Raw genomic sequence first — 25,331 nt, 5'->3', positions numbered from 1 at the left:
TACCGCCATGGACCAGTTCAAGCAAATCTCCACCTTCGTCGATGTCGCCGCCAAAGGCAGCCTGTCGGCCGCCGCCCGCGCCGAGGGCATCGCTCCCGCCATGATCGGCCGCCGGCTGGATGCGCTGGAGGAACGCTTGGGCGTCAAGCTGCTGCAGCGGACCACGCGCAAGATCGTGCTGACCAACGAAGGCGCAGCCTTCCTGGAGGACTGCCAGCGCATCCTGACCGACCTCGAAGACGCCGAATCCTCGGTCTCGGAGCGCAGCGCGCGCGCCAGCGGCAACCTGCTGATCTCGGCCCCGGCCGGCTTCGGCCGCCAGCACGTAGCGCCGCTGGTGCCCTCCTTCCTGACCGAACACCGCGACGTCACGCTCACGCTCAACCTCAACGATCGCATCGTCGACCTGATCGGCGAAGGCGTCGACGTCGCCATCCGCATCGCTGCGCTGACCGATTCCAACCTGATCAGCGTCAAACTGGCCGAGAACCACCGCGTAGTGGTCGCGGCGCCCTCCTATCTGCGCCGCCATGGCATTCCCGAGACGCCTGACGACCTGGCGCGCCACAACTGCCTGGCCATCAGCAGCGAAGGCAGCCAACGCGGCTGGACGCTCAGGCAGCACGGCAAGGTCAGCGTCTACAAGGTCGGCGGGAATATGGTCTGCAACGACGGCGAGGTGCTGCACAACTGGGCGCTCAGCGGCAAGGGCCTGGCCTGGCGCTCCATGTGGGAAGTCGGCGCCGCGCTCGAGTCAGGCGAACTGGTGACGGTGCTGGACAAGTTCGACGCACCGGCGCCGGCGATTTATGCCGTCTTTGCCCAGCGCCGCCATTTGCCGCTGCGGATACGCGCGTTCGTGGATTTTTTGCGGCATACCTATGCCCAGCCGGATTACTGGCGGCATCCGGCCTGAACGGATTCGGCCGTCACCACTTGCCGTAAGTCGCCACGATCCCGCGCAACAAGGCGTCGCGCTCTGCGCCGAGATGGGCGCCGCTGGCATCGCCGGATGCGTCCTTGCCTACCGCCGTATGCACCACCACCAGCCTGAGTGCGGGATCGACGAAGATCGCCTGGCCATACACGCCCAGCAGCGCAAAGCGACGCCGGCTGCCCGGCAGGATCCAGGTCTGCAAACCGTAGCCTGAATATTTGCTGCCGTGATACGACATGCTCCCCGGCCGGAACGCCGCAGGCTGGCGCGCCGGATCGGTCATGTCAAGCAGGTGTTCGCGCTGCACGACGGCGTTGCCGCGCACTTCGCCGTCGGCGGCCATCATCATCCCGAGGCGGGCATAGTCGTACACCGTGGCGTTGAAGCCGCCTTGCGCCACTTCGATGCCGTCGGCAGGATTGAGCATCCATGTGGCCCTGGACCCGGCGCCGACAGGCTGCCAGATTTTCTCGCCGATGTAGTCGCACAGGCTGCGTCCCGTGGCAGCGCGCAAGACCAGCGCCAGCACGCTGGTCTGGGCACCGGCATAGTTGAAACGCTCGCCTTCCGGATCGCTGCGCTCGGTGACGCTGCGTACGGCTTCAAGCATGCCTGCCTTGCGCATGATGCCGTTGAAGCGGGCGCGGTCATCGTGCGCCGAATAGTCTTCGACATATCTGGCGCCGGAAGCCATGCGCAGCAGATTGACGATACGCGTCTCGCCGTAGAGAGAGCCGGCCAGTGCGGGCAGATAGGTTTTCGCGGGGTCGTCGAGGGAGCGAATTTTGCCCTCCTCCAGCGCCTTCATGACACCCAGCGCGACGATGGTCTTGGCCATGGAATTGGACAGCATGCGCATGTCGGGCGTGCGCGCGTAGTTGTAGCGTTCGGCCACGATGCGGCCATCCTTGACCACCACCACGGCCGTGGCGCGCTGGCGCATCATGTAGTCGTCGAGCGTGAAGGTGTCGCCGCGAAAGCGATAGGTGAAGGTGGTGTCGACGGCGTTCTTTTCCAACGCTACGGGATCGGGCGAAGGCGCGAGGACGCAGGAGGGATTGAAGCTGTCCATCGCGCTGAAGGAGCCGACCAGATAACGCTGCTGATAGACTTGGAGAAGATTGCCGGCGACCGGATAACCTGCGGATTTTCCCAGCGCATCCTCATCCGGAGCGGCTGCGGCAATGCCGGTCGCCAGCAGCGACGCAACCAGCAATCCGGTGGTCGCGGCCTTGTTCACGGGCAGTTGGTTACAGACCGGTATGCTTCGCCACAAAGGCTTTGACCTTGGCGGCATCGGCAGACATGACCTCGAAACGCTGTGGCAGCGCTTCGATGTTTTCGAAGCCGGACGGACGGTCCGCATCCCGACCCAGCGCTTCGCGGATGGTCTCGTTGAACTTGGCCGGCAAGGCGGTTTCCAGCACGATCATGGTGACCCCTTCAGCGAGGTTCTCACGCGCCACCTTGATGCCGTCGGCGGTATGCGTGTCGACCGTGATGCCGTAGCTCTTTTCAGCGAAACGGATGATTTCCAGACGGTCGGCGTGCGTCGACTTGCCCGAGGCGAAACCGTAGCGGATGACGCTGGCGAATTCATCGCCGTCGCTGCCGGGCTTGCCGGACAGGTCGAAGCCCCCTGCGGTCTCGACCTTGTGGAACAGCGCCTTGACGCGTGTACTGTCGCGACCGAGCAAATCGTAGATGAAGCGCTCGAAGTTGGACGCCTTGCTGATGTCCATGCTCGGGCTGCTGGTGTGGTAAGTCTCGGCCGACTTGCGCACGCGATACACGCCGGTGCGGAAGAATTCGTCGAGTACGTCGTTCTCGTTGGTGGCGACCACCAGCTTGTCGATCGGCAGGCCCATCATGCGTGCAATGTGGCCGGCGCAGATGTTGCCAAAGTTGCCCGACGGAACCGTGAACGACACCTTCTGCACATTGCTGGTCGTCGCTGCCAGGTAGCCGCGGAAGTAATACACCACCTGTGCCACGACACGCGCCCAATTGATCGAATTGACGGTGCCGATTTTTTGCGCCGCCTTGTAGTCGAGGTCGTTGGAGATTGCCTTGACGATGTCCTGGCAGTCGTCGAACACGCCTTCCACCGCGAGGTTGAAGATGTTCGGATCCTGAAGGCTGAACATTTGTGCGGTCTGGAACGCGCTCATCTTCTTGTGCGGCGACAGCATGAAAACGCGGATGCCCTGCTTGCCGCGCATGGCGTATTCGGCAGCGCTGCCGGTATCGCCCGAGGTGGCGCCGACGATGTTGAGCTCGGCGCCTTTCCTGGCCAGCGCATATTCGAACAGGTTACCCAGCAACTGCATGGCCATGTCCTTGAACGCCAGCGTCGGGCCGTTCGACAGGCCCTGCAGCACCAACTTCTTGCCGTCCTTCTCTTCCAGCGTGCGCAGCGGCGTGATTTGCGCGGCGTCTTCACCGGTGCGCGTGTTGCGATACACGTCGGCGGTATACGTCTTGTCCGCCAGCGCCTTGAGGTCGGCGTCGGGAATGTCGCCGGCAAATTTCTTCAGCACATGATAGGCCAGGTCCGCATAGGACAGCGTGCGCCATTGATCCAGCTCGGCGCCGGTGACCTGCGGATAATTCGCCGGCAGGTACAGGCCGCCGTCCGGCGCCAGGCCGCCCAGCAGGATTTCGGAAAAGGAAGGTGAGGCAGAGTGGCCGCGAGTGGAGACGTATTGCATGGCGTAAAGTAGGAGTGGTCTTGCAGGTTGCACGGAGACCGCCATTATAGCTGGCTCGCGCGCGCAATCCGTGTTTTTGCCTTGCTACAGCATCACATGCGGCTGCGACGCCAGCAAGGTGCGGATCAACTCCGCCTGCCGCTTGGCGCCGGTCTTGGCGAACAAGCTGGCCAGATGGGTGCGCACGGTGTTGCGGCTGATATCGTTCTTCAGCGCATAGGATTCGATGGTTTCATTTTCGAGCAGCGCTTCCGCCAGACGCGTTTCGGCAGGCGTCAGGCGATAGATGGCCTGCAGTTGCGCCGACCGGGAAACGCGCTGGCACGTCATGTCCTGCAGGATCAGCAAGGCAAACGGCCCACCGCACAGGGGATCGAGTGCGGCAGGGATCGTCGCCGGGATCACCGACACCAGCAGCGGCGTCGACTGCTTGCGACGCGCGATGGCGAACCATTGTCCCTGGCGCGGCTCCATCGTGGTCGCCATGCGCAACGCATGCTGGAGCCTTTCGGCGCCGGCCGGTTCGGACACGACCAGCTTGTCGTTGCGCACGGACAGGCCGTCAGCGGCTGCCAGGATGACGTTCGCCTGCGGGTTCAGCGAGACGATGCGTCCCGCAGCGTTGATCCATAGCGTGCCGTAGGGAAGATGCGCGACCACCGATTCGCTGGCCGACTGCTGGCGCTCCAGCGTCTGCATGCGCGCACGCAGCGTGGCCGAGCGGATCAGGTGCGGCGACAGGCTGCGCAGGAAAGCGTATTCGGTCTCTGCGTATTCCTGCGCGCCCAGCGGACGCAGGAAGGCGATTGCCTCAGACTGCGTGGTGCGCTCGCCGATGCGCCCGACCACCATGTGGCGGCCGCCGTATTTGAACAGGAAGTCGTTGTAGATTTCGCTCTTGCGCACGAAGCGTTCGTCGAAACGCTGATGGTCGGCGCGCCACTCGCCGACTTCGCCTGTGGCCAGCCAGCCCAGGCGGTCGTCGACCTGGCTGTAGTAATCCTTGTACTCCAGGTCGCCGGCCTGGTAGTCGCTGTTGCTGACGCAGGAAGCGATCACTTCGCGGCTCTTCATGTCCATGTGGACGTAGTGGCCGGCGATGGCGCCCACCTCGCGGCAGATCATTTCCATGGCGGGAGCGATCCGGCTCAGATCCTGGACCGAGTCGTAAATCAACTCCACCAGCTGGCCGAAGCGCTGTCCTGCATTCCCCGTTGACATAAGCAAACCCCTGAATCGCGTTGTTTTGACGTTCTTTGCCGCGACTTCTATCCCTGCAACCGAGCATAGAACATTTCGCTATCTCATTCAAACGAATGAGGCTTTTTTCGCCGGTGATCTTTAGAATAAATGCAACAAAAAAATGCCTGCCGGCATCTTTCGGCAGCAACTCATATCCTGGGGAGGATAAAAATGGAACAACAAAACAAATCCGTCGCACGAACCATCAAGCGGCTCGGAAAAAACATCGGCGGCAGCGTCTGCCTGATTTCTCTGGTGGCCGGTTGCGCCACGCAAGGCTACGATCGCAAGGCCACCTCGACCGTCGACGCGATGAAGTCCGGCAACGCCGAACTGGCGCTGCAGGCGCTGGAACAGCAGAACCCCGACAAGGACAAGGACCTGCTCTACTTCATGGAAAAGGGCGAACTGCTGCGCATGAAGGGTTCCTACGAAGCCAGCAAGGAAACCTGGCTGGCCGCCGATGAAAAGGTGCGCGGCTGGGAAGACCAGGTCAAGACCGACCCGGCCAAGCTGATGGGCGATATCGGTTCCTTCGTACTCAATGACACCACGCGCCGCTACGACGGTCGCGACTACGAAAAGGTCTTCATCAATCTGCGCCTGGCGCTGGACCATCTGGCCATCGGCGACTGGGATTCGGCGCGCACCGAAATCAAGAAGATGCACGAGCGCGAAGCCATCATCGCCAGCTTCCGCAGCAAGGAACTCGACGCCGCCAAGAGCAGCGCCGAATCGAAGGGCCTGAAGACCACCTCCTTCAAGGAACTCAACGGCTATCCGGTGGAAACGCTGGAAGACCCGGCCGTGCGCGCGCTCAAGAATTCCTACGAATCCGCATTCGCCAACTATCTCGCGGGCTTCGTCTACGAAGGCCTGGGCGAACCGTCGCTGGCGGCCGCAGGCTATCGCAAGGCGATCGAAATGCGTCCCGGCCAGGCTACCCTGGAAGAAGGCCTGAAAGGCCTCGACGGCCGCGTACGCAGCCGTTCGCCGAAGCTGGTCGATACGCTCATCGTGATCGAATCGGGCAGCGCGCCGGCGATCAGTTCCATGACGCTACCGATCATCCTGCCGATTCCGGGTCGCAGCGGCCTGAGCCTGATCGCAACGCCGATCTCGTGGCCGGTGATCCGCGCCGCCGACAATTCGGTGGTGCCGGCCAGCATCACGGTCGACGACAAGCCGGTGCAAGTCACGCTGCTGACCAGCGTCGACCAGATGGCGCGCCGCGCATTGTCGGATGAAATGCCGGGCATCATTGCACGCTCGTCCATCCGCGCCATCACCAAGGGCGTGGCGCAGAAAGCCATTGACGACAACGCCGGCTCGATGGGTGCGTTCGGTTCGCTGCTGAGCATCGCGGCAAAGGCCGGCACGATGCTGGGTGAAGTCGCCGACGAACGCACCTGGCGCACGCTGCCGGGTTTCTTCTCGGTAGCGCGCGTGAAGCTGGCGCCGGGCATGCACAAGATCCTGCTGCCGACCGCCACCGGCCCGCAATTGCGTGAAGTCGGCGTCTCCGGCGCCTATGCCATGGTGTCGCTGCGCACCTCGGGGCCCTCGCTTTATCTGGCGCAGACCCCCTATAATGCCGAGCAGGCGGCTTTGGCGCTGGCAGCGCCGGAAAAACCGATCCCTGCGGCCAGGAATGCCAAGGGTAAAACCACCACAAAGAAGGTGGCGGCGAACAATAGCAAGAATACCGGCGGCGATGCAACAGCAACGGTCAGCGCAGCACCGGCCGAGAAAACCGCAACAGTCGCCGGCAACACGAAGAAAAAAGCCATTGTGCCGGTCTCGGCCAGTGTCACCGCACCGTGAACACACGGGCGCCGAAAACAGGATTAAACAGGGAGTCGATCACATGAACATCAAACACGCATTGCGCGCGGGGGCGCTGGCGTCCGCGCTCGCGCTCGGCATGCAAGCCATGCCGGCTCAGGCCCAAACCATCGCCTCCAAAATCGAGTTGCTTGGCGCTCCGGCGTCGCTGGAATTCACCGGCTTGCGCATGCGCGAGCAAAACGGCCTGCTCAACGTCCAGGCTGAACTCACCAACCGCGACAACCGCCAGCACACGGCTTACTACCGCGTCAAATGGATGGATGAAACCGGTTTCCAGGTGTGGGACGACGAACCGTGGAAACCGCTGCTGGTCAACGGCGAACAAAAGCTGACGCTGCAGATGGTCTCGCCGACCACCAAGGCGCGCGACTTCACGATCCAGTTCAGCGCCACCATCAACAAATCGCTGTCGACCAGCGACGCTCCTTTGATGGGACATTGACACCGCACCGGTCTCCGTCCCCGCTCCGTTTCGCTCATTTACTGATTCACCATTACCGCTTACCACAAGGAATTGCCATGATGCACACCACCGCCCGCTACGCCGGCCTCACTTTGATTTCCGCCCTGCTGTTCGGCTGCGCCCAGACCGGTACGCCGACTGTCGGCAACAATGTCCAGTACGGCGACGCCAAGGCGGTCGAACAGGTGACCAATGAATTTGGTTCGACCGACCTGCAGACCATCGCCGAATCGATGGCGCGTTCGCTGGGCCAATCGGCGGCAGGCTACAAGAGCAAGCCGCTGGTGACCATCGCCGACGTCAAGAACAAGACCAGCGAATATATCGATACCCGCTCGATCACCGACTCGATCCGTGTGCAGTTGCTCAAGGGCGGCACCATGCGCTTCGCCACCGACATCGTCGGCATGCAGAACCAGACCGACGAACTGACCCGCCAGAACAACACCGGCCTGTACAAGAAGTCCGCCACCGCCAAGGTTGGCAAGATGGAAGGCGCGCAATTCCGCATCGAAGGCAACATCACGTCCATCGTCAAGCGCAGCAGCAACACCACGGACGTGTACTACAAGTTCAGCCTGATCATGACCAACATCGAGTCCGGCACCATCGAATGGGCTGACGAGAAGGAAATCCGCAAGACATCCAAGCGTTGATGCGTTGATGCACTGATGCCTGTCCATCAAAAATTGAGAGAGGATTTACCCATGCCGACATCGCCATCCCGGATGTTCAACGCGCTGCTGGCTTCGCTGGCGTTCGCGTTGACACTGACGGCGCCGACGCTTGCGCAGGCGCAGAATCTGCCCAAGATCGCCGTCACCGACTTGTCGTACGAAGAGAAGGTGAAGGAGTATTTCCAATACTTCGAGGCGCGCGAGAAGCACAACAACAGCTATTCCGCCAACGCGCGCGCCAGCGACTCCAACCTGGCGTCTTCGGCCTCGATGTCGGAACGCGCCTCGAGCCGCGGCGAGAGCTCGGTGATCGCCGCCTCCGGCACCATCACCACGATCAGCCGCGGCGAACTGCGCAAGTTCACCGCCGACATCAAGGGCGAACTGCTGAAGTCGGGCTCCTACCGGCTGGTGCAGGGCAAACCCTGGACGCAGCAAAACACCGAGAAGCTGTTCGACATCATCGATCGCATCAAGAAGGGTTACTACCCCGGCGCGGACTACGTGTTGTTCGGCACCATCAACAACATCGACTTCCGCCAGGAAAGCAATCCGGTGCAAGGTTCCAATGCAGTGTCGTTCTCGCTGGCGCTGGAACTGGTGGGCGAATTTTCGCTGATCAATACCCGCACCTATGAGATCAAGGCCGCGTTCTCTGCGATGGGCGAAGGCTCCGACGTGCGTCTGGCCAATGCCGCCGGCACGGTGATTTCGCTCAACAAGAGCAAGGTCATGCAGGAAGTATCGCGCTCCCTGGGCGACGCCGTCGCCGCCGAGATGGAAGCGCAGTTTAATCCTGCCGGCTCCAGCCGCAGCTCGCGCCGCATCGAACGCCAGTCGGAAACGCAGCAAGAACAGAAAACCGTCATCTTCAAATGACCGGTATCCCGGCTGCAACGGGAACAGTTCTGAAACGGCGCGCACGCAATTGCGCGCCGTTTTTTCTTCCGCGGCAGGTTCTCGCCGCTTTCCCCGCCCCACCCTATCGCCCTATCGTTCATCGGCGAAGTGAAATAAAACGTTACCGGGGTTGTAAGCGACTGCCCGGCACGCTATCCTGACAGCCCTGAAGCGTCTGCAGATGCATGCCCCTGCATGATTACCGCCTGTCAACGCATAACATCGCATAGCACCGACGGCGCATGGTTCGCCAGCGCCACTCGATAGAAATGGATACATGATGAAAAAATGGATTTTAATGTTGTCTCTGGTATGTGCCGGTGCAGCGCACGCTGAAAACTGGCGGAACGTCGGTGGTACCGATACGTCCGAGCTCTCGATCGACGTCGATTCCATCAAGGAAAGCAAAGGCATCCGTGAAGCCTGGTCGATGTGGAATTTCAAGGAAGCGCGTTCCAACAACGACACCAGTTTTCCTACGCTGAAATCGTATCGGGATCTGCATCAGTACAATTGCAAAGACGCGTCTCTGAAACTCACACGTGAAATCATCTTCGCTGAAAATGACGGCAAGGGCGACAAGCGCGACCATTCCGATGCGTTGAAGAACATGCCATTCGTCAAACCAAAACCATTGTCCGTGGGAGACGCCATGGTGCAAGTGGTGTGCGGCTACGAAATTCCGAAATAAGTTTGAGTAGCTCACAAAAAAAAAGCGCCATTGGCGCTTTTTTTCGCACGGACACCTGCATCGCCGGATTTGCAACGAAGTTGTCACATTTAAAACTCATGATCCCTCTCGTCTGATTCCTCACCCACACGAAAGGACGATCATGAAACTGCACCAATGGCAGCGTTACGCCGCGTTGTTTTTCTTCTCTTGCTCTTCAGGGCAGCTCCATGCCGCTGATATTTTGCTTACCAACGACGACGGCTATGATCGCGGCAACATTGTCGCTGTCTACGACGCGCTCACGCATGCCGGACATCGCGTTCTGATTGCCGCTCCGGCAACCGATCAAAGCGGACGCGGTGGCGCGCTGACGCTCGGCACCAAAAGCATTCAGCATATTGTCAGTCCGAATAAAGATATCAACGGCGTCGAAGGTGCCCGCGACGACGCCGGCTTGCAACTCGAAACCGGCAGCGGAACGCCCTATACGGCGGTGATTTTCGGTCTCGACATACTTGCGCTTCAACGATGGAAAAAGGCACCGGATCTGGTCATCTCCGGTCCCAACTACGGCAATAATACCGGCGCAGTGACGCAGGCCTCCGGCACCTTCAATGCGGCACTCGCGACATTGAATCGGGGAATTCCTTCCATCGCAGTCAGTACTGCACAGACTGCACCCAAAAGCGCCGGCGGCAGTTTTCCTGAACCGACCACCACAGATCGCGAAGTTGCGGCCTGGCTGACGGCATTCGTGGCACGGTTAGAAACCGGAAAAGCAGCAAGCGGTTCCGAAGCGCTGCTTCCTGCCGGTATCGGCCTTAACATCAATTTCCCGTCATTTTCGGCGGGACAGGCAATGCAGCTTCCTGTGCGGCAAAGCCGGCTCGGCCTGGCATCGGTCGGAGTAGAAATCACCGGCAATCAATCCGGCGCTTATCGATATCAGTTCACCAATGCAGCGAAGGTCGCGCTATCTGCCGGCAGAAAAATTCTCGACACGGCCCCGCTCTCCGAACAAAACCTCATCGATACCGGCGCCATTGCGATCTCCCCTATTCAGGGAACGCCGCAGGCATTCGTGGCGGCTGAAGATTCGGTACGCCAGCGGCTGCCCGCGTTTTTCCAATAAGTACTTGCCGCGCATTGCGTGGCGCGAATCAAAAAAGGGAGCCCGCAGGCTCCCTTTTTTTACGGCATTTTCAACAACAGCTTCAATTCGCCTCAGTTCAACTCTTCCAGGCGAATCTTCATCACACTGCCGACCACCGTCGACAGTGCTTCGATCTTGGCGATGGCGGCCTCGATGTTGCGCTCCTGGGTCTGGTGCGTGAGCATGATGATGTCGGTCTGCTGTTCCCCCTCGGCCGGTTCTTTTTGCAGCATGGCGTCAATGGAAATCGACGAATCCGCCAGGATGCGCGTGACGTCAGCCAGCACGCCCGGCTTGTCGGCCACATGCATGCGCAGGTAGTAGCTGGTGGTGACGTCCTGCATCGGCAGAACCGGCGTGTCGGCCATGGCGTTGGGCTGGAACGCCAGCGATGGTACGCGGTGTTCCGGATCGGCCGTGGCCAGTCGGGTGATGTCGACCAGATCGGCGATCACGGCCGAAGCGGTCGGCTCGGAACCAGCGCCCTTGCCGTAGTAAAGCGTCTCGCCGACGGCATCGCCGCGCACCATGACGGCGTTCATCGCGCCTTCGACGTTGGCGATCAGGCGGCCGGTCGGAATCAGCGTCGGATGCACGCGCAGCTCAATGCCCTTTTCTGTCTGGCGTGTAATGCCCAGCAGCTTGATGCGGTAGCCCAGTTGCTCGGCGTAGCGGATATCGGTGGCTTGCAGCTTGGTGATGCCTTCCACGTGCGCCTTGTCGAACTGCACCGGGATGCCGAAGGCGATCGAGGCCATGATGGTCAGCTTGTGCGCCGCGTCCACGCCTTCGATGTCAAAGGTTGGATCGGCTTCGGCGTAACCGAGGCGTTGCGCTTCTTTCAGCACGACGTCGAAGTCCAGGCCCTTGTCGCGCATCTCGGACAGGATGAAGTTGGTGGTGCCATTGATGATGCCGGCGATCCACTGGATGCGGTTGGCGGTAAGGCCTTCACGCAAGGCCTTGATGATCGGGATGCCGCCGGCAACGGCCGCTTCGAATGCGACCATCACGCCCTTTTCCTGCGCGGCCTTGAAGATCTCGTTGCCGTGCGTGGCGATCAGCGCCTTGTTGGCGGTGACCACATGCTTGCCGTTGGCGATCGCCTTCAGGACCAGGTCCTTGGCGAGACCGTAGCCGCCGATGAGCTCGATGACAATATCGATGTCCGGGTCGTTGACCACCAGATTGGCGTCGTTGACAACCTTGACTTGTCCATTGGTCAGCTCGGTGGCGCGCTCCGTGTTCAGATCGGCCACCATGGTAATTTCAATGCCGCGCCCTGCGCGCCGCGCAATTTCTTCCTGATTGCGCTTCAATACATTGAAAGTACCGGAACCCACGGTGCCGATGCCGAGCAAACCTACTTTGATGGATTTCATATTGTCTTCGTGGTTGATAAAAAAAGCCGTCTGCAGGAATCAAAACGATTGCCGACGGATACTGCGGTAAAACCGGAACTGCCGGCTTGCCCTGCCACGTGCGGAGCAAGCCGATGAATCATGTTTGGTTCAATTGGTACCGTGACGCCGGCGGTAAGCTTCGAGGAAGTGCGCAATGCGGCCCATCGATTCGGTCAGGTCGTCGGTGTTCGGCAGGAACACCACGCGGAAGTGATCCGGCGTCGGGCAGTTGAAGCCGGTGCCCTGGACGATCAGCACCTTCTCTTCGGCCAGCAGCTCGTAGGCGAACTCCTGGTCGTCTTTGATCGGATAGATATCCGGATCAAGGCGCGGGAACATGTACAGCGCCGACTTCGGCTTGACGCAGGTCACGCCCGGGATGTCGGTAAGCAGCTTGTGCGCGAGGTCGCGTTGCTTGGCCAGGCGGCCGCTCGGCGCGACCAGGTCGTTGATGCTCTGGTAGCCGCCCAGAGCGGTCTGGATGGCGTACTGGCCCGGCGCATTGGCGCACAGGCGCATCGACGCCAGCATGTTGAGGCCTTCGATGTAATCCTTGGCGTGCTTCTTCTCGCCGGACACCACCATCCAGCCGGCGCGGTAGCCGCAGGAACGGTAGTTCTTCGACAAGCCGTTGAAGGTGATGAACAGCACGTCGTCGGCCAGCGAGGCCAGCGAGGTATGCGTGTTGCCATCGTACAGGACCTTGTCGTAGATCTCGTCGGCGAAAATGATCAGCTGGTGCTGGCGCGCGACTTCGACCAGCTCCTTGAGCACTTCGGTGGAGTACAGCGCGCCGGTCGGGTTGTTCGGGTTGATGACCACGATCGCCTTGGTGTTGGGCGTGATCTTCTTGCGAATGTCGGCGATGTCCGGTTGCCAGCCCTGCTGCTCGTCGCAGACGTAGTGCACCGGTGTACCGCCCGACAGGCTCACTGCGGCGGTCCACAGCGGATAGTCGGGCGACGGCACCAGCACTTCGTCGCCGGTGTTGAGCAAGGCATTGACGCTCATGACGATCAGCTCGGAGGCGCCGTTGCCGAGATAGATGTCGTCAATGGTGACGCCCTGGATGTTCTTTTGCTGGGTGTAGTGCATGATCGACTTGCGCGGCGCGAACAGGCCCTTGGAGTCGGTATAGCCGGAGGCGTTGCCCATGTTGCGGATCATGTCCTGCACGATTTCATCGGGCGCATCGAAACCGAAGGCGGCCAGGTTGCCGATGTTCAGCTTGATGATCTTGTGGCCTTCTTCTTCCATTTGCCGCGCTTTTTCCAGCACGGGGCCACGGATGTCGTAGCAGACATCCGCCAGTTTTTTCGATTTTTGAATCGGTCGCACGGTACTAATCCTTTGAATGAGCCTGATACGCTTGCTCGGCCTGCCCGGCGGAGCCGCCGGAACCGGCCATTTTGCCGAAAGCCTTCCATTTTATCAATGAATAAAACATAGTCCCGAACCGGAAAACGCTACAATGCAGCACTTTAAGACCTTATTGCCGAAAATAGCCTGGGCGGCCCGACCGCCGGCGGCATTTCGACACTGCGCGCCATGAAGCTCCATTCCACAGAAACCCAGCAATACCAGACCGTTTCGTCCTATGACGACAGCGGTGTCGAACTGAACGCGATCCGCTTCGAGCAGAGCCTGATCGTGCTGCCGGAAACCCCGCCGGCGCCCTGGCCGGTGACCTCGTTCGACGCATTGACCACCGAACATTTCGACCAGATCGACGCCACCCGCCCCGATGTCGTGATCCTCGGCACCGGCGCACGCCAGCGTTTCGTCCATCCGAAACTGACCGCCGTGCTTACTGCGCGCCGCATCGGCGTCGAGTGCATGGATAACCAGGCGGCTTGCCGCACGTACAACATTCTCATGGCAGAGGGCCGTAAAGTGGCGCTGGCATTGATTCTCGAACCAAAATCAGCTTAAGGACCTCGCCGCGATGCGCGACTTGTACAAATCCAAAGCGTTCGTCTGGACGCTGCTCATCTTCTTCCTGCTGATCTGGTTCTACATGCTGGGCGCGCGCACCCTGGTGCCGACCGACGAAGGCCGCTACGCCGAAATGGCGCGCGAAATGGTCGCCACGCAGGATTGGATCACCACCCGCCTGAACGGCATCAAGTATTTCGAAAAGCCGCCGCTGCAAACCTGGATGAACGCCATCACCTTCGAGCTGTTCGGCCTCGGCGAATGGCAGGCGCGGCTGTGGACCGGCCTGTGCGGCCTGTTCGGCATCGGCCTGGTGGCCTATACCGGCCGCCGCGTGTTCAACGCGCGCGTGGCGTTCTATGCCCCGCTGGTGCTGGGTTCGAGCCTCTTCTGGGCCGGTATGGCTCACATCAACACGCTCGACATGGGCCTGGCGGGCATGATGACGCTGAGCATCTGCGCCCTGCTGCTGGCGCAACGCAACGACGCCAATCGGGACGAACAGCGCAACTGGATGCTGCTGTGCTGGGCCGGCATGGCGCTGGCGGTCTTGTCCAAGGGACTGATCGGCATCGTGCTGCCGGGCGCAGTATTGGTGCTGTACACCATTTTTTCGCGCGACTGGGCGATCTGGAAGCGGCTGCACATGATCAAGGGCCTGATTCTGTTCTTCGCCATCACGACACCGTGGTTCGTGCTGGTGTCGCTGAAGAATCCGGAATTCCCGCAATTCTTCTTCATCCACGAACACTTCCAGCGCTTTACCACCAAGATCCACAGCCGCACCGGTCCGTGGTACTACTTCATCCCGATTCTGCTGCTCGGCATCCTGCCATGGCTGGGCGTATTCGTGCAAAGCCTGTTGCACGGACTGCGTGAAGACCAGGGCAACAGCAGCTTCAACAGCCTGACCAACGGCAAGTTCCAGCCGCGCAAGATGCTGCTGGTGTGGTCGGTGTTCATCTTCGTGTTCTTCAGCATTTCCGGCTCCAAGCTGCCGTCCTACATCCTGCCGATTTTCCCGACCCTGGCGCTGCTGATCGCCAGCTACCTGGAACGCGCATCGTTCAAGGCGATCGTCTGGTCGGCCTCGGTGGTTGCCGTGCCTTGCGCCATCGCCATGGCCTTCATCCCGCGCGTGCCTTCGCTGGCCAAGGACGCCTACTCGCTGCCGCTGGTGACCGCTCACGTGCCCTGGATTTATGCGGCGACCATCGTCGCCTTCATCGGCGCGGTGCTGGCGATTCGTTTTGCCCGCTCGCAAAAAGATCTGGCGGTGGTGTTCCTGGCCGCAGCGGCCTTCGTCAGCGGACAATTGCTGATGCTGGGCCACGATCCTCAGGGCCGCTATTCGGCCGGCATCGATTATGTCCCGGCACTGCAGGCCGAACTGACGCCGGAAACGCCGATGTACCTGGTCGGCCGTTACGAGCAGGCCTTGCCCTTCTATCTGCAGCGGACAATGACGCTGGTGCGCCATGCCGATGAAATGGAATTCGGCCTGAAGCAGGAGCCGCAACTGTGGCTGCCGACCATTGACGCCTTCGTCGCGCAATGGGTCACCGACCACACCGCCGGCAAGAAGGACATCGCCATCATGGATCCGACGGTGTACGCCGACCTGAAGCAGCGCGGCGTGCCGATGCGCCTGATCGGCGAGGATCCGCGCCGCGTGATCGTGGCGAACAATCCCGATGCAGCCTCCGGCGCCACAACTGCGGGCGACAAGAACAAGAAAGCGGCGCCATGAACCTCACCACCTTCGGCTTCATCTTCGTCGGCATCTGCCTCAACGCCGTCGCCCAGCTGCTGCTCAAGGCCGGCACCAATGCCGTCGGCGCGATCCACCTGACGGCAGAGAACTGGTTCTCCACCGGCATCAAGCTGGCCACGCAATTGCCGATTATCGGCGGCCTGACCTGCTACGTCATTTCGGTCGGCGTGTGGATCATCGGACTGTCCCGCGTGGACGTGACGATCGCTTATCCGCTGCTGTCGCTGGGCTACATCATCAACGCCGTCGGGGCCTGGTATTTCCTCGGCGAAGTGGTGTCGGCGCAGCGCCTGCTGGCCATCGGCGTAATCATCGTCGGCGTTATTCTGTTGACAAGAAGCTGATTTACAATATGCGGCCTGCGCAAAAGCGACATGATCGCGACGCTGCAGGCCGAATTCACCACTCCAGATTATTGCGAACAATCCATGACTCAGCCATTCCTGCCATTTTCCAAGCCGACCATCGACGAACCCACCATCGCCGCCGTCGCCGACGTGCTGCGTTCCGGCTGGATCACCAGCGGCCCCAAGGTGCAGGCATTTGAGAAGGCTTTGTCCGACTATTTTGACGGCCGCATCGTGCGCACTTTCAACTCCGGCACCTGCACCATGGAAATCGCGCTGCGCATTGCCGGTATCGGCGCCGGCGACGAAGTCATCACGACGCCGATTTCCTGGGTCGCTACCGCCAACGTGATCATCGAAACCGGCGCCACGCCAGTGTTCGCCGACATCGATCCGGTCACCCGCAACATCGACCTGGACAAGCTGGAAGCCGCCATCACGCCCCGCACCAAGGCCGTGATTCCGGTTTACCTGGCTGGCCTGCCGGTGGACATGGACCGCCTGTATGCGATCGCCAAAAAGCATAACCTGCGCGTGATCGAAGATGCAGCCCAGGCGCTCGGCTCGACCTGGAAAGGCAAGCGCATCGGCGCGTTCGGAGACTTCGTCTCGTTCAGTTTCCAGGCCAACAAGAACGTCACCAGCTCCGAGGGCGGTTGCCTGGTTGTCAATAATCCCGATGAGGCGCGCCTGGCGGAAAAATACCGCCTGCAAGGCGTCACCCGCAGCGGCTTCGACGGCCTGGAAGTCGACGTGCTGGGCGGCAAGTTCAACATGACCGACATCGCGGCTGCAATCGGCCTGGGGCAATTTGCCCATATTGACGCGATCACCGACAAGCGCCGCGGACTGGCCAAACACTACTTTGACCTGTTCGGCGCCGACTTCGAGGCTCAAAGCGGCGCCCAGCTGCCTGTTGCCGACTTCGAGAACTCCAACTGGCACATGTTCCAGCTGGTCTTGCCGGAACGCATCACGCGCGCCGCCTTCATGGAAAAGATGATGGAGCGCCAGATCGGCATCGGTTACCACTACCCGCCGATCCACCTGCTCAAGCTGTACCGCGACCGCGGCTTCCGCGAAGGCATGTTCCCGATCGCCGAGCGCGTCGGCCGCCTGATCGTGTCGCTGCCGATGTTTACTGCAATGAGTAAAGAAGATGTCGAACGCGCAGTCGGCGCGGTAAAATCCGTGCTCGCCTGAGTTGACCCGCAATTGCATGTCCGCAAAGCAACTCCGGCGCGCTGATTGCTCGTATCGGCTGCCGGCCGGCGCATGGTATGCGGCTTGCATTGCATGGTTTACAGTAACGCTTTCAGTACAGCAATTTTTCCTTCCAGGCTTTGATGAAACCAGAAATTTCCGTCGTCATTCCCGTCTATAACGAGGAATCCGGCCTCGCCAAGCTGTTCGACCGCCTTTATCCGGCGCTGGACGCTCTCGGCGCGTCCTACGAAATCATTTACGTCAACGACGGCAGCCGCGACAAGTCGGCCGCCATCCTGGCCGACCAGTATCGGCTGCGCCCGGACGTCACCCGCGTGGTGCTCTTCAACGGCAACTACGGCCAGCACATGGCGATCCTGGCAGGATTCGAGGCAACGCGCGGCGACATCGTCATCACGCTCGATGCCGACCTGCAAAATCCGCCGGAAGAAATCGGCAACCTGGTGGCCAAGATCCGCGAAGGCTATGACTACGTCGGCTCGATCCGCCGCCAGCGCCAGGATTCGGCATGGCGCACCTGGGCGTCCAAGGCAATGAACCGCCTGCGTGAAAAGATCACCCATATCAAGATGACCGACCAGGGCAACATGCTGCGCGCCTACGGCCGCAACGTCATCGACCTGATCAACCAGTGCCGCGAGGTCAATACTTTCGTGCCGGCGCTGGCCTACACCTTTGCGCGCAAACCGGCGGAAATCATCGTCGAGCATGAAGAACGCGCAGCCGGCGAATCGAAGTATTCGCTGTACAGCCTGATCCGCCTGAACTTCGACCTGGTCACCGGCTTCTCGCTGGTGCCGCTGCAATTCTTTTCGCTGCTCGGCATCGGCTTGTCGTTCGCTTCGGCGGCACTGTTCATCCTGATGGTGATCCGCCGCTTCATCCTCGGCGCCGAAGTGCAAGGCGTGTTCACGCTGTTCGCGATCACCTTCTTCCTGATCGGCGTCATCCTGTTCGGCATCGGCCTGCTGGGCGAATACATCGGCCGCATCTATCTGCAGGTGCGCGCACGTCCGCGCTATGTGGTCCTGACGGTGCTGGAACAGTCTTACGAGCAGGACAAGCAAAGCTCATGAACGCGGTCGTCTTTGCCTATCACGATGTCGGCGTGCGCTGCCTGAAGGTGCTGCTTGCGCGCGGCGTGCGCGTGGCGCTGGTGGTGACGCACGAAGACAGCGCGACCGAGAACATCTGGTTCAATTCGGTCGCCGGCGTTTGCCGTGAATACGGCATTCCGTACATCACGCCGGAAGATCCGAAGTCGCCGCAATTGTTCACGCAAGTGCAGGCCGCGCAGCCGGATTTCATCTTCAGTTTCTATTACCGCCACATGCTGCCGGTGAACCTGCTGGCCCTGGCCAAGCATGGCGCCTACAACATGCACGGCTCGCTGCTGCCGAAGTACCGCGGCCGCGTGCCGATCAACTGGGCTGTGTTGCACGGCGAGACCGAAACCGGCGCCACCCTGCATGAAATGGCCGCCAAGCCGGATGCCGGCGCCATCGTCGCGCAGACGGCGGTGCCGATCCTGCCGGACGACACCGCCTTCGAAGTGTTCGGCAAGGTGGTGGTTGCCGCCGAGCAAACTCTGTGGCGCGTGCTGCCGCTGATACTGGCCGGACGCACGCCCAAGCTGCCCAACGACCTGTCCAAGGGTAGCTATTTCGGCGGCCGCAAGCCGGAAGACGGTCGTATCGACTGGAAAAAACCGGCCCAGCACGTGCATAATCTGGTCCGGACCGTCGCGCCGCCCTATCCCGGCGCCTTCGAGGAAATCGCAGGTGATAAAATCACGCTGGTGAGAACGCGATTGGTGCCGGCGTCGGCCCGCCCCACGCTTGAGAGGTCGCACGGCGCTCAAGACAAGTTCTTTGAAGGCGGCCGTCTCTACGCGCGTTGCGGCGACGGCAACTATCTGCAAATCCTGGGCATCCAGATCAACGATCAGGACGCCTCTCTTAACAATTATCTGAAATACATGGCTGTCTAAGCCGTCCACATATTATGAAAAAAGTCCTCATTCTCGGCGTCAACGGCTTCATCGGCCATCACTTGTCCAAGCGCATCCTGGAAACCACGGACTGGCACGTCTACGGCATGGACATGATGACCGATCGCATCACCGACATCCTGGACAACGAGGAATACAAGTCGCGCATGCACTTCTTCGAAGGCGACATCACGATCAACAAGGAATGGGTCGAGTACCACGTCAAGAAATGCGACGTGATCCTGCCGCTGGTCGCCATCGCGACACCGTCGACTTACGTCAACAAGCCGCTGCGCGTGTTTGAACTGGACTTCGAAGCCAATCTGCCAATCGTGCGTGCAGCGGCCAAGTACGGCAAGCATCTGGTGTTCCCGTCGACCTCGGAAGTCTATGGCATGTGCCATGACGACGAATTCGATCCTGAAGAATCGGAACTGATCTGCGGCCCGATCAACAAGCCGCGCTGGATTTACTCCTGCTCCAAGCAATTGATGGATCGCGTGATCTGGGGCTACGGCATGGAAGACAACCTGAACTTCACGCTGTTCCGCCCGTTCAACTGGATCGGCGCCGGCCTGGATTCGATCCATACGCCGAAGGAAGGCAGCTCGCGCGTCGTGACCCAGTTCTTCGGTCATATCGTGCGCGGCGAGAACATCTCGCTGGTCGACGGCGGCCAGCAAAAGCGCGCCTTCACCTATATCGACGACGGCATCGATGCGCTGATGAAAATCATCGCCAATGAAGGCGGTATCGCCACCGGCAAGATCTACAACATCGGCAACCCGACCAACAACTACTCGATCAAGGATCTGGCCGACATGATGTTGAAGCTGGCCGCCGAGTATCCGGAATACGCCGATTCGGCCAAGCAGGTCAAACTGGTGGAGACCACATCCGCAGCCTACTACGGCAAGGGTTACCAGGACGTGCAGAACCGCGTGCCGAAGATCACCAACACCTGTGAAGAACTGAACTGGAAGCCGACCTTCACCATGGCCGACACACTGCGCAATATTTTTGACGCGTATCGTGGCCAGGTTGCAGAAGCCCGCGCTCTGGTCGACTGAACCTCGTCGGAACGGACAAGCGAATCCGCCCTCTCCGGGCGGATTTTTTTTCGTGCTTGTTTTCGTGCTTGAACAGCCGTGCGGCATGCAGGCCTGGACACCGGAACAAGCAGGAAAATACGAATGAATCCTCAAAATGGGTTTATTCGCCGCGCCTTTCGTGCCACAATTTGATCATCAGGCAACCGGATCCGCGCACGCTGTCGTCATGACCAGAACATCGCCGCCGACGCCGCCGTGCTCCCCTCAAGAAAGCAAGCAACCTTGCCTCAGATTACTCTCAAAATTGACGCCGACACCTATCGCGGCACCCGCGAAGGCGTTCCCAATCTGGTCCAGCAACTGCTGCGTCATGACGCCAATGCGACCTTCCTGTTTTCGCTCGGTCCCGATCACACCGGCTGGGCGCTCAAGCAGGTATTCCGTCCCGGCTTCTTCAGCAAAGTGTCGCGCACGTCGGTGGTCGAGCATTACGGCATCAAGACGCTGATGTACGGCACGCTGCTGCCGGCGCCGGACATCGGCAAGACCTGTGCAAAGTACATGCGCGCAGTGCGCGACGCCGGCTTCGAATGCGGCATTCACACCTGGGATCACCGCGTTTGGCAGGACCACGTGCGCACGCGCGATGCCGCGTGGACGCGCGAGACCATGCAACGCTCCTATGCGCGTTTCCACGACATTTTCGGCCATACCCCGGTGACGCACGGCGCCGCCGGCTGGCAGATGAACGATTATGCTTTTGCCCAGCTCGACGAGTTCGGCATCGCGTATTCCTCGGATGGCCGCGCGGTTCTCAACGAAGACGGTTCGCTGCTGGATTTCGCTGCCGGCCCGCATCGCCTCTCGTCCGGCGGCAAAACCTTGTCGTGCGTGCAGTTGCCGACCACGCTGCCGACGCTGGACGAGCTGCTCGGCCGCACCATCAACGGCGTTGTCATGGACGCGTCAAATGTCGCCGCTATGCTGTTGCGATTGACAGAACAGCGCCGCGACCATGTCTTTACCTTGCATGCCGAACTTGAAGGGCAGAAACTCGCCCCCATCTTCGAACAATTGCTGCTTGGCTGGCGCGCCCAGGGCTACGATCTTGTGTCGATGGGCGAGTACTACCAGGGCGTGAAGGACGATGTCCTGCCGATTCTTCCCATCGTATGGGGTGAGTTGCCGGGACGTTCCGGCGACATGATCTTGCAGGCGGCATAAGCAACGCACGCAACGTGTGCAAAGTACACGCGCGACATTGCAGAATTCTCGACGACACAACACCAACACTCACCTCGGGACGCTATTTTGACTGACGACACACCATCCATACTGAACAAGGCCGTACCGGAATTTTCCGCTGCGATGACCAGCGGCAAAACCTTCACGCTGTCGGATTGCAAAGGCAAAAACCTGGTGCTGTACTTTTATCCAAAAGACAATACGCCGGGCTGCACGACCGAAGGCATCCAGTTTCGCGAAAGCTATCCGGAATTCCAGAAGTGCAATACTGAAATCTTCGGCATCAGCCGCGACAGCCTGAAGTCGCATGAAGGTTTCAAGGCCAAGCTGGACATGCCCTTTGAACTGATTTCCGATCCGGACGAAACGCTGTGCATCATGTTCGACGTCATGAAAATGAAGAACATGTATGGCAAGAAAGTCCGCGGCGTCGAGCGCAGCACGTTTGTGATTGACGGATCGGGCACATTGGTGAAAGAATGGCGTGGAGTAAAAGTGCCATCGCATGTCGACGAGGTGCTCAGTTTTGTGAAGACAATTGCTTAAGAAACGTTCGTTCGACGATGACAGACGTTTCCCCGAGCGGCAGCAGGATCGATCTCAAGAGTCATGTTGCAGCCGCCAGCCGAAAGATGCGGTCAATTTAGATAAGCCTTTGAATTCAAATAGAAAACCGTTTTTTGGAAGCCGTTTTTGGATCAGGTCCCGAACCTGCCAAAACGGCTTTTTTACTTTGCAAATTTGCACTGTGGATAAAACGCCGGCAACACGCCGCGCCTGTACCGGCGGTACGCGCGGCATTGCCTTGTCCGCAGCCGTCACCTCTTCCACTAATCAAGCCCTCCTTCCTCTTTTCCTGCGTCCGTCGGCGGCGCATGCCTGTACCAAGAAGGGTTTTATTAGCGGCAGTCGTTCGTTGTTGCACCTCCAGCAGTACCTGTACGCTCTGACAAAGCGGCATTTTTCTTCCCTTCACTACCGAGGTTCTGATGCCCCTGCCCAAACTGCCGAGTAAACCAGCTGCCTTATTGGCACCCAAAGATTATCCGAAGGCCGAACGCGGTAAAACCGTCAAACCCCATATCGCATTGGTAGAACCTGCTGCACCGATCGCTGCTCCGGCCGCCAAGGCGACGCCGCAGCCGCAAGCCAGAATCACCGGCAAGAGCCCAGTCGAAAAACCGCGCGCGGCCACACCGAAAGTGCTGGAATCGCGCGCCAAGTCGACCACCAGCCGCATTGCCGACAAGCTCGGCGTGTCGAAGCTGTTCGTACTCGACACCAATGTGCTGATGCATGATCCGACCTCGCTGTTCCGCTTCGAGGAGCATGACATCTATCTGCCGATGATCACGCTGGAAGAACTCGACAACCATAAAAAGGGCATGTCGGAAGTCGCCCGCAATGCACGCCAGATTTCGCGCTCGCTCGATGCGCTGGTCAGCGACATCGCCGAAGATGCCATCGACCTCGGCATCCCGCTGTCCAAGCTGGGCAACAAGGACGCCAAGGGCCGCCTGTTCTTCCAGACCAAGCTGCAGAACGCCAAGCTGCCCGACGGCCTGCCGGAAGGCAAAGCCGACAACCAGATTCTCGGCGTGGTGCGCGCACTCGATCAGCAATATCCGGACCGCCCGGTCGTGCTGGTGTCGAAGGACATCAACATGCGCATCAAGGCGCGCGCCATCGGTTTGCCGGCGGAAGATTACTTCAACGACCACGTGCTGGAAGATACCGACCTGCTGTATTCGGGCATCCAGCAGTTGCCGGACGATTTCTGGACCAAGCATGGCAAGGGCATGGAATCGTGGCAGGAAAACAAGCATGGCACCAGTTACACCTACTATCGTGTGACCGGTCCTCACGTGCCTTCCATGCTGATGAACCAGTTCGTCTTCATCGAACCGAAGAACGGCGAGCCGGCCTTCTACGGCCAGGTCACGCAAATCAACGGCAAGACCGCGGTCCTGCAGACCTTGCGCGACTACGGCCACACCAAGAACAGCGTATGGGGCATTACGGCGCGCAACCGCGAGCAGAACTTCGCCCTGAACCTGCTGATGAATCCGGAGTGCGACTTCGTCACGCTGCTGGGCCAGGCCGGCACCGGCAAGACCCTGCTGGCGTTGGCTGCCGGCCTGGCGCAAGTGCTGGAAACCAAGAACTACAATGAAATCATCGTCACCCGCGTCACCGTACCGGTGGGCGAAGATATCGGTTTCCTGCCCGGTACCGAGGAAGAAAAGATGGGGCCGTGGATGGGCGCCTTCGACGACAACCTGGAAGTGCTGAACAAGTCCGACGGCGACGCCGGCGAATGGGGTCGCGCGGCAACGCAAGACCTGATCCGCTCGCGCATCAAGATCAAGTCGCTGAACTTCATGCGCGGTCGCACCTTCGTCAACAAATTCCTGATCATCGACGAAGCGCAGAACCTGACGCCGAAACAGATGAAAACCCTGGTGACGCGCGCAGGTCCCGGCACCAAGATCGTCTGCCTCGGCAATATCGCGCAGATCGACACGCCATACCTGACGGAAGGTTCGAGCGGCCTGACTTACGTGGTCGATCGCTTCAAAGGTTGGTCGCACAGCGGTCACGTCACGCTGGCGCGCGGAGAACGTTCGCGTTTGGCGGATCATGCCAGCGACGTCCTGTAAGGCAGTATCGGAGAAGTACGCTGCAAATAAAAAAGCCACCGCGAGGTGGCTTTTTTATTGTCCGTCGAGATCGCCCGCTTACAGGATGTGCATGCCGATCCACCAGGCGATCGCAGCGACGAAGGCCGATGCCGGAATCGTGAAGATCCAGGCCCACACGATATTGCCTGCCACGCCCCAGCGCACCGCCGACATCTTGTGCGACGCGCCGACGCCGACGATGGCGCCGGTAATGGTGTGCGTGGTCGAGACCGGCACGCCCAACGCGGTGGCAATGAAGAGCGTGATGGCGCCGCCGGTTTCGGCGCAGAAGCCGCCTACCGGTTTGAGCTTGGTGATCTTCTGGCCCATGGTCTTGACGATGCGCCAGCCGCCGAACAAGGTGCCCAGGCTGATGGCGCAATAGCAGCTGATGATGACCCACATCGGCGGATTGTCCGCTCCGGAATTGCCCGACGCAATCAACAGCATCCAGATGATGCCGATGGTCTTCTGCGCGTCATTGCCGCCATGGCCGAGACTGTACATCGATGCCGACACCAACTGCGCGCGGCGGAACCAGCCGTCGACCTTGCGCGGCGTCGAGCGCACGAAGATCCACGACACCAGCAACATCATGATGGAGCCCAGGATAAAGCCCAGCAACGGCGACAGCACGATGAAGATGACGATCTTGATCAGGCCGGAAGCCACCAGCGAACCGGTGCCGGCCTTGGCCACTGCTGCGCCCACCAGACCACCGATCAGGGCATGCGACGAAGACGACGGAATGCCGTAGTACCAGGTCACCAGATTCCAGAAAATCGCGCCGACCAGCGCGCCGAACACCACCACGTGATCGACCACCGCCGGATCGATAGTGCCCTTGCCCACCGAGGCGGCGACATGCAGCTGGTGAAAAACAAAGACGGCGGCCAGATTGAAGAACGCCGCCATCGCCACGGCTGTCTGCGGACGCAACACGCCGGTGGAAACCACCGTCGCAATTGCATTTGCCGCATCATGGAAACCATTCATGAAATCGAACAGCAGCGCCAGGACGATCAGCAAGGCAAGAATGTGAAAACTAATTTGAACTGTATGCATGGATAAAC

Annotated in this window: 24 protein-coding genes; 18 read left to right on the top strand and 6 right to left on the bottom strand. The window is 60.1% G+C overall.

The window, feature by feature from the left end:
- Positions 1–7 precede the first annotated feature (7 nt).
- On the top strand, positions 8–916 hold the full coding sequence (locus tag F506_RS10545; protein WP_053201470.1) for a LysR family transcriptional regulator: 909 nt from the start codon (positions 8–10) through the stop codon (positions 914–916).
- A 13-nt stretch (positions 917–929) separates the two neighbouring features.
- Here the strand turns inward: F506_RS10545 and F506_RS10540 are convergent, their stop codons facing one another.
- The 3 genes from F506_RS10540 to F506_RS10530 all read right to left on the bottom strand — a co-directional run bounded on the left by F506_RS10540 (position 930) and on the right by F506_RS10530 (position 4,869).
- Positions 930–2,177, bottom strand: coding sequence for a serine hydrolase domain-containing protein (locus F506_RS10540; RefSeq protein ID WP_235471477.1), 1,248 nt, complete (start codon positions 2,175–2,177; stop codon positions 930–932).
- A gap of 10 nt (positions 2,178–2,187) precedes the next feature.
- Positions 2,188–3,648 (bottom strand): threonine synthase, encoded by a 1,461-nt coding sequence (gene thrC, locus F506_RS10535; protein WP_053197260.1) that lies wholly within the window; start codon positions 3,646–3,648, stop codon positions 2,188–2,190.
- 84 nt (positions 3,649–3,732) lie between these two features.
- The gene (locus F506_RS10530; RefSeq protein ID WP_053197259.1) at positions 3,733–4,869 is read right to left on the bottom strand and encodes a helix-turn-helix transcriptional regulator; all 1,137 of its coding nucleotides are present in this window, start codon (positions 4,867–4,869) and stop codon (positions 3,733–3,735) included.
- A 192-nt stretch (positions 4,870–5,061) separates the two neighbouring features.
- On the opposite strand from F506_RS10530, the gene F506_RS10525 reads away from it, so the two are divergent.
- The 6 genes from F506_RS10525 (at position 5,062) to F506_RS10500 (ending at position 10,583) form a co-directional block, all read left to right on the top strand.
- Positions 5,062–6,714: a COG3014 family protein gene (locus F506_RS10525; RefSeq protein WP_053197257.1), complete on the top strand. Its 1,653-nt coding sequence runs from the start codon at positions 5,062–5,064 to the stop codon at positions 6,712–6,714.
- Positions 6,715–6,757: 43 nt separating this feature from the next.
- The gene (locus F506_RS10520) at positions 6,758–7,180 is read left to right on the top strand and encodes a YcfL family protein (RefSeq protein WP_053197254.1); all 423 of its coding nucleotides are present in this window, start codon (positions 6,758–6,760) and stop codon (positions 7,178–7,180) included.
- A gap of 77 nt (positions 7,181–7,257) precedes the next feature.
- Positions 7,258–7,857: a penicillin-binding protein activator LpoB gene (gene lpoB / locus F506_RS10515; RefSeq protein WP_016833898.1), complete on the top strand. Its 600-nt coding sequence runs from the start codon at positions 7,258–7,260 to the stop codon at positions 7,855–7,857.
- A gap of 51 nt (positions 7,858–7,908) precedes the next feature.
- Positions 7,909–8,757, top strand: coding sequence for a penicillin-binding protein activator LpoB (locus F506_RS10510; RefSeq protein WP_158443128.1), 849 nt, complete (start codon positions 7,909–7,911; stop codon positions 8,755–8,757).
- Positions 8,758–9,055: 298 nt separating this feature from the next.
- A complete protein-coding gene (locus F506_RS10505) occupies positions 9,056–9,469 on the top strand; it encodes a surface-adhesin E family protein (RefSeq protein ID WP_053197250.1) in 414 nt (137 codons plus the stop codon).
- A 142-nt stretch (positions 9,470–9,611) separates the two neighbouring features.
- Positions 9,612–10,583, top strand: a complete 972-nt coding sequence (locus tag F506_RS10500; RefSeq protein ID WP_053197248.1) for a 5'/3'-nucleotidase SurE — start codon at positions 9,612–9,614, stop codon at positions 10,581–10,583.
- Between the two features lie 92 nt (positions 10,584–10,675).
- Here F506_RS10500 and F506_RS10495 read toward each other — a convergent pair whose 3' ends face one another.
- Positions 10,676–11,986 carry a homoserine dehydrogenase gene (locus F506_RS10495; RefSeq protein ID WP_053197246.1) on the bottom strand — a complete coding sequence of 437 codons (1,311 nt, stop codon included), beginning with the start codon at positions 11,984–11,986 and terminating at the stop codon, positions 10,676–10,678.
- A gap of 129 nt (positions 11,987–12,115) precedes the next feature.
- A complete protein-coding gene (locus F506_RS10490; protein WP_053197244.1) occupies positions 12,116–13,345 on the bottom strand; it encodes a pyridoxal phosphate-dependent aminotransferase in 1,230 nt (409 codons plus the stop codon).
- Between the two features lie 210 nt (positions 13,346–13,555).
- Here F506_RS10490 and F506_RS10485 point away from each other — a divergent pair, with 210 nt between their 5' ends.
- The 11 genes from F506_RS10485 to F506_RS10440 all read left to right on the top strand — a co-directional run bounded on the left by F506_RS10485 (position 13,556) and on the right by F506_RS10440 (position 24,237).
- Positions 13,556–13,939, top strand: a complete 384-nt coding sequence (locus F506_RS10485; RefSeq protein ID WP_053197242.1) for an Mth938-like domain-containing protein — start codon at positions 13,556–13,558, stop codon at positions 13,937–13,939.
- Between the two features lie 13 nt (positions 13,940–13,952).
- On the top strand, positions 13,953–15,692 hold the full coding sequence (locus F506_RS10480; protein WP_053197240.1) for a glycosyltransferase family 39 protein: 1,740 nt from the start codon (positions 13,953–13,955) through the stop codon (positions 15,690–15,692).
- The gene (locus F506_RS10475) at positions 15,689–16,060 is read left to right on the top strand and encodes an EamA family transporter (protein ID WP_053197238.1); all 372 of its coding nucleotides are present in this window, start codon (positions 15,689–15,691) and stop codon (positions 16,058–16,060) included. Before F506_RS10480 ends, F506_RS10475 begins: the two co-directional genes overlap by 4 nt.
- A gap of 84 nt (positions 16,061–16,144) precedes the next feature.
- Complete coding sequence (locus F506_RS10470; protein ID WP_053201466.1) at positions 16,145–17,266, top strand: DegT/DnrJ/EryC1/StrS family aminotransferase; 1,122 nt, start codon at positions 16,145–16,147, stop codon at positions 17,264–17,266.
- A 143-nt stretch (positions 17,267–17,409) separates the two neighbouring features.
- On the top strand, positions 17,410–18,366 hold the full coding sequence (locus F506_RS10465; protein ID WP_053197236.1) for a glycosyltransferase: 957 nt from the start codon (positions 17,410–17,412) through the stop codon (positions 18,364–18,366).
- On the top strand, positions 18,363–19,280 hold the full coding sequence (locus F506_RS10460; protein ID WP_053197235.1) for a formyltransferase: 918 nt from the start codon (positions 18,363–18,365) through the stop codon (positions 19,278–19,280). Before F506_RS10465 ends, F506_RS10460 begins: the two co-directional genes overlap by 4 nt.
- Positions 19,281–19,294: 14 nt before the next feature.
- Entirely contained in the window at positions 19,295–20,350 is a 1,056-nt protein-coding gene (locus F506_RS10455) for a bifunctional UDP-4-keto-pentose/UDP-xylose synthase (protein WP_053197234.1), read from the top strand.
- A gap of 264 nt (positions 20,351–20,614) precedes the next feature.
- Entirely contained in the window at positions 20,615–21,556 is a 942-nt protein-coding gene (locus F506_RS10450) for a polysaccharide deacetylase family protein (RefSeq protein ID WP_053197233.1), read from the top strand.
- A gap of 87 nt (positions 21,557–21,643) precedes the next feature.
- Positions 21,644–22,123: a peroxiredoxin gene (locus F506_RS10445; protein WP_268762603.1), complete on the top strand. Its 480-nt coding sequence runs from the start codon at positions 21,644–21,646 to the stop codon at positions 22,121–22,123.
- Complete coding sequence (locus tag F506_RS23405) at positions 22,116–22,592, top strand: hypothetical protein (protein WP_158443127.1); 477 nt, start codon at positions 22,116–22,118, stop codon at positions 22,590–22,592. Before F506_RS10445 ends, F506_RS23405 begins: the two co-directional genes overlap by 8 nt.
- Entirely contained in the window at positions 22,567–24,237 is a 1,671-nt protein-coding gene (locus F506_RS10440; protein WP_053197231.1) for a PhoH family protein, read from the top strand. Before F506_RS23405 ends, F506_RS10440 begins: the two co-directional genes overlap by 26 nt.
- A gap of 78 nt (positions 24,238–24,315) precedes the next feature.
- On the opposite strand, the gene F506_RS10435 is transcribed toward F506_RS10440, so the two are convergent.
- On the bottom strand, positions 24,316–25,323 hold the full coding sequence (locus F506_RS10435) for an inorganic phosphate transporter (RefSeq protein ID WP_053197229.1): 1,008 nt from the start codon (positions 25,321–25,323) through the stop codon (positions 24,316–24,318).
- Positions 25,324–25,331: the final 8 nt, after the last annotated feature.

The sequence above is a fragment of the Herbaspirillum hiltneri N3 genome (assembly GCF_001267925.1).
Classification (GTDB): Bacteria; Pseudomonadota; Gammaproteobacteria; order Burkholderiales; family Burkholderiaceae_D; genus Herbaspirillum; species Herbaspirillum hiltneri.
This window is presented reverse-complemented; position numbering and strand designations above follow the sequence as displayed.

Coding starts and splice junctions, on each gene's coding strand:
- F506_RS10525 (WP_053197257.1), top strand. CDS start 5,062: ATGGAACAACAAAACAAATCCGTCGCACGAACCATCAAGCGGCTCGGA.
- thrC (WP_053197260.1), bottom strand. CDS start 3,648: ATGCAATACGTCTCCACTCGCGGCCACTCTGCCTCACCTTCCTTTTCC.
- F506_RS10505 (WP_053197250.1), top strand. CDS start 9,056: ATGATGAAAAAATGGATTTTAATGTTGTCTCTGGTATGTGCCGGTGCA.
- F506_RS10545 (WP_053201470.1), top strand. CDS start 8: ATGGACCAGTTCAAGCAAATCTCCACCTTCGTCGATGTCGCCGCCAAA.
- F506_RS10465 (WP_053197236.1), top strand. CDS start 17,410: ATGAAACCAGAAATTTCCGTCGTCATTCCCGTCTATAACGAGGAATCC.
- F506_RS10530 (WP_053197259.1), bottom strand. CDS start 4,869: ATGTCAACGGGGAATGCAGGACAGCGCTTCGGCCAGCTGGTGGAGTTG.
- F506_RS10485 (WP_053197242.1), top strand. CDS start 13,556: ATGAAGCTCCATTCCACAGAAACCCAGCAATACCAGACCGTTTCGTCC.
- F506_RS10495 (WP_053197246.1), bottom strand. CDS start 11,986: ATGAAATCCATCAAAGTAGGTTTGCTCGGCATCGGCACCGTGGGTTCC.
- F506_RS10455 (WP_053197234.1), top strand. CDS start 19,295: ATGAAAAAAGTCCTCATTCTCGGCGTCAACGGCTTCATCGGCCATCAC.
- lpoB (WP_016833898.1), top strand. CDS start 7,258: ATGATGCACACCACCGCCCGCTACGCCGGCCTCACTTTGATTTCCGCC.
- F506_RS10510 (WP_158443128.1), top strand. CDS start 7,909: ATGCCGACATCGCCATCCCGGATGTTCAACGCGCTGCTGGCTTCGCTG.
- F506_RS10480 (WP_053197240.1), top strand. CDS start 13,953: ATGCGCGACTTGTACAAATCCAAAGCGTTCGTCTGGACGCTGCTCATC.
- F506_RS10440 (WP_053197231.1), top strand. CDS start 22,567: ATGCCCCTGCCCAAACTGCCGAGTAAACCAGCTGCCTTATTGGCACCC.
- F506_RS10470 (WP_053201466.1), top strand. CDS start 16,145: ATGACTCAGCCATTCCTGCCATTTTCCAAGCCGACCATCGACGAACCC.
- F506_RS10460 (WP_053197235.1), top strand. CDS start 18,363: ATGAACGCGGTCGTCTTTGCCTATCACGATGTCGGCGTGCGCTGCCTG.
- F506_RS10435 (WP_053197229.1), bottom strand. CDS start 25,323: ATGCATACAGTTCAAATTAGTTTTCACATTCTTGCCTTGCTGATCGTC.
- F506_RS10500 (WP_053197248.1), top strand. CDS start 9,612: ATGAAACTGCACCAATGGCAGCGTTACGCCGCGTTGTTTTTCTTCTCT.
- F506_RS10520 (WP_053197254.1), top strand. CDS start 6,758: ATGAACATCAAACACGCATTGCGCGCGGGGGCGCTGGCGTCCGCGCTC.
- F506_RS10475 (WP_053197238.1), top strand. CDS start 15,689: ATGAACCTCACCACCTTCGGCTTCATCTTCGTCGGCATCTGCCTCAAC.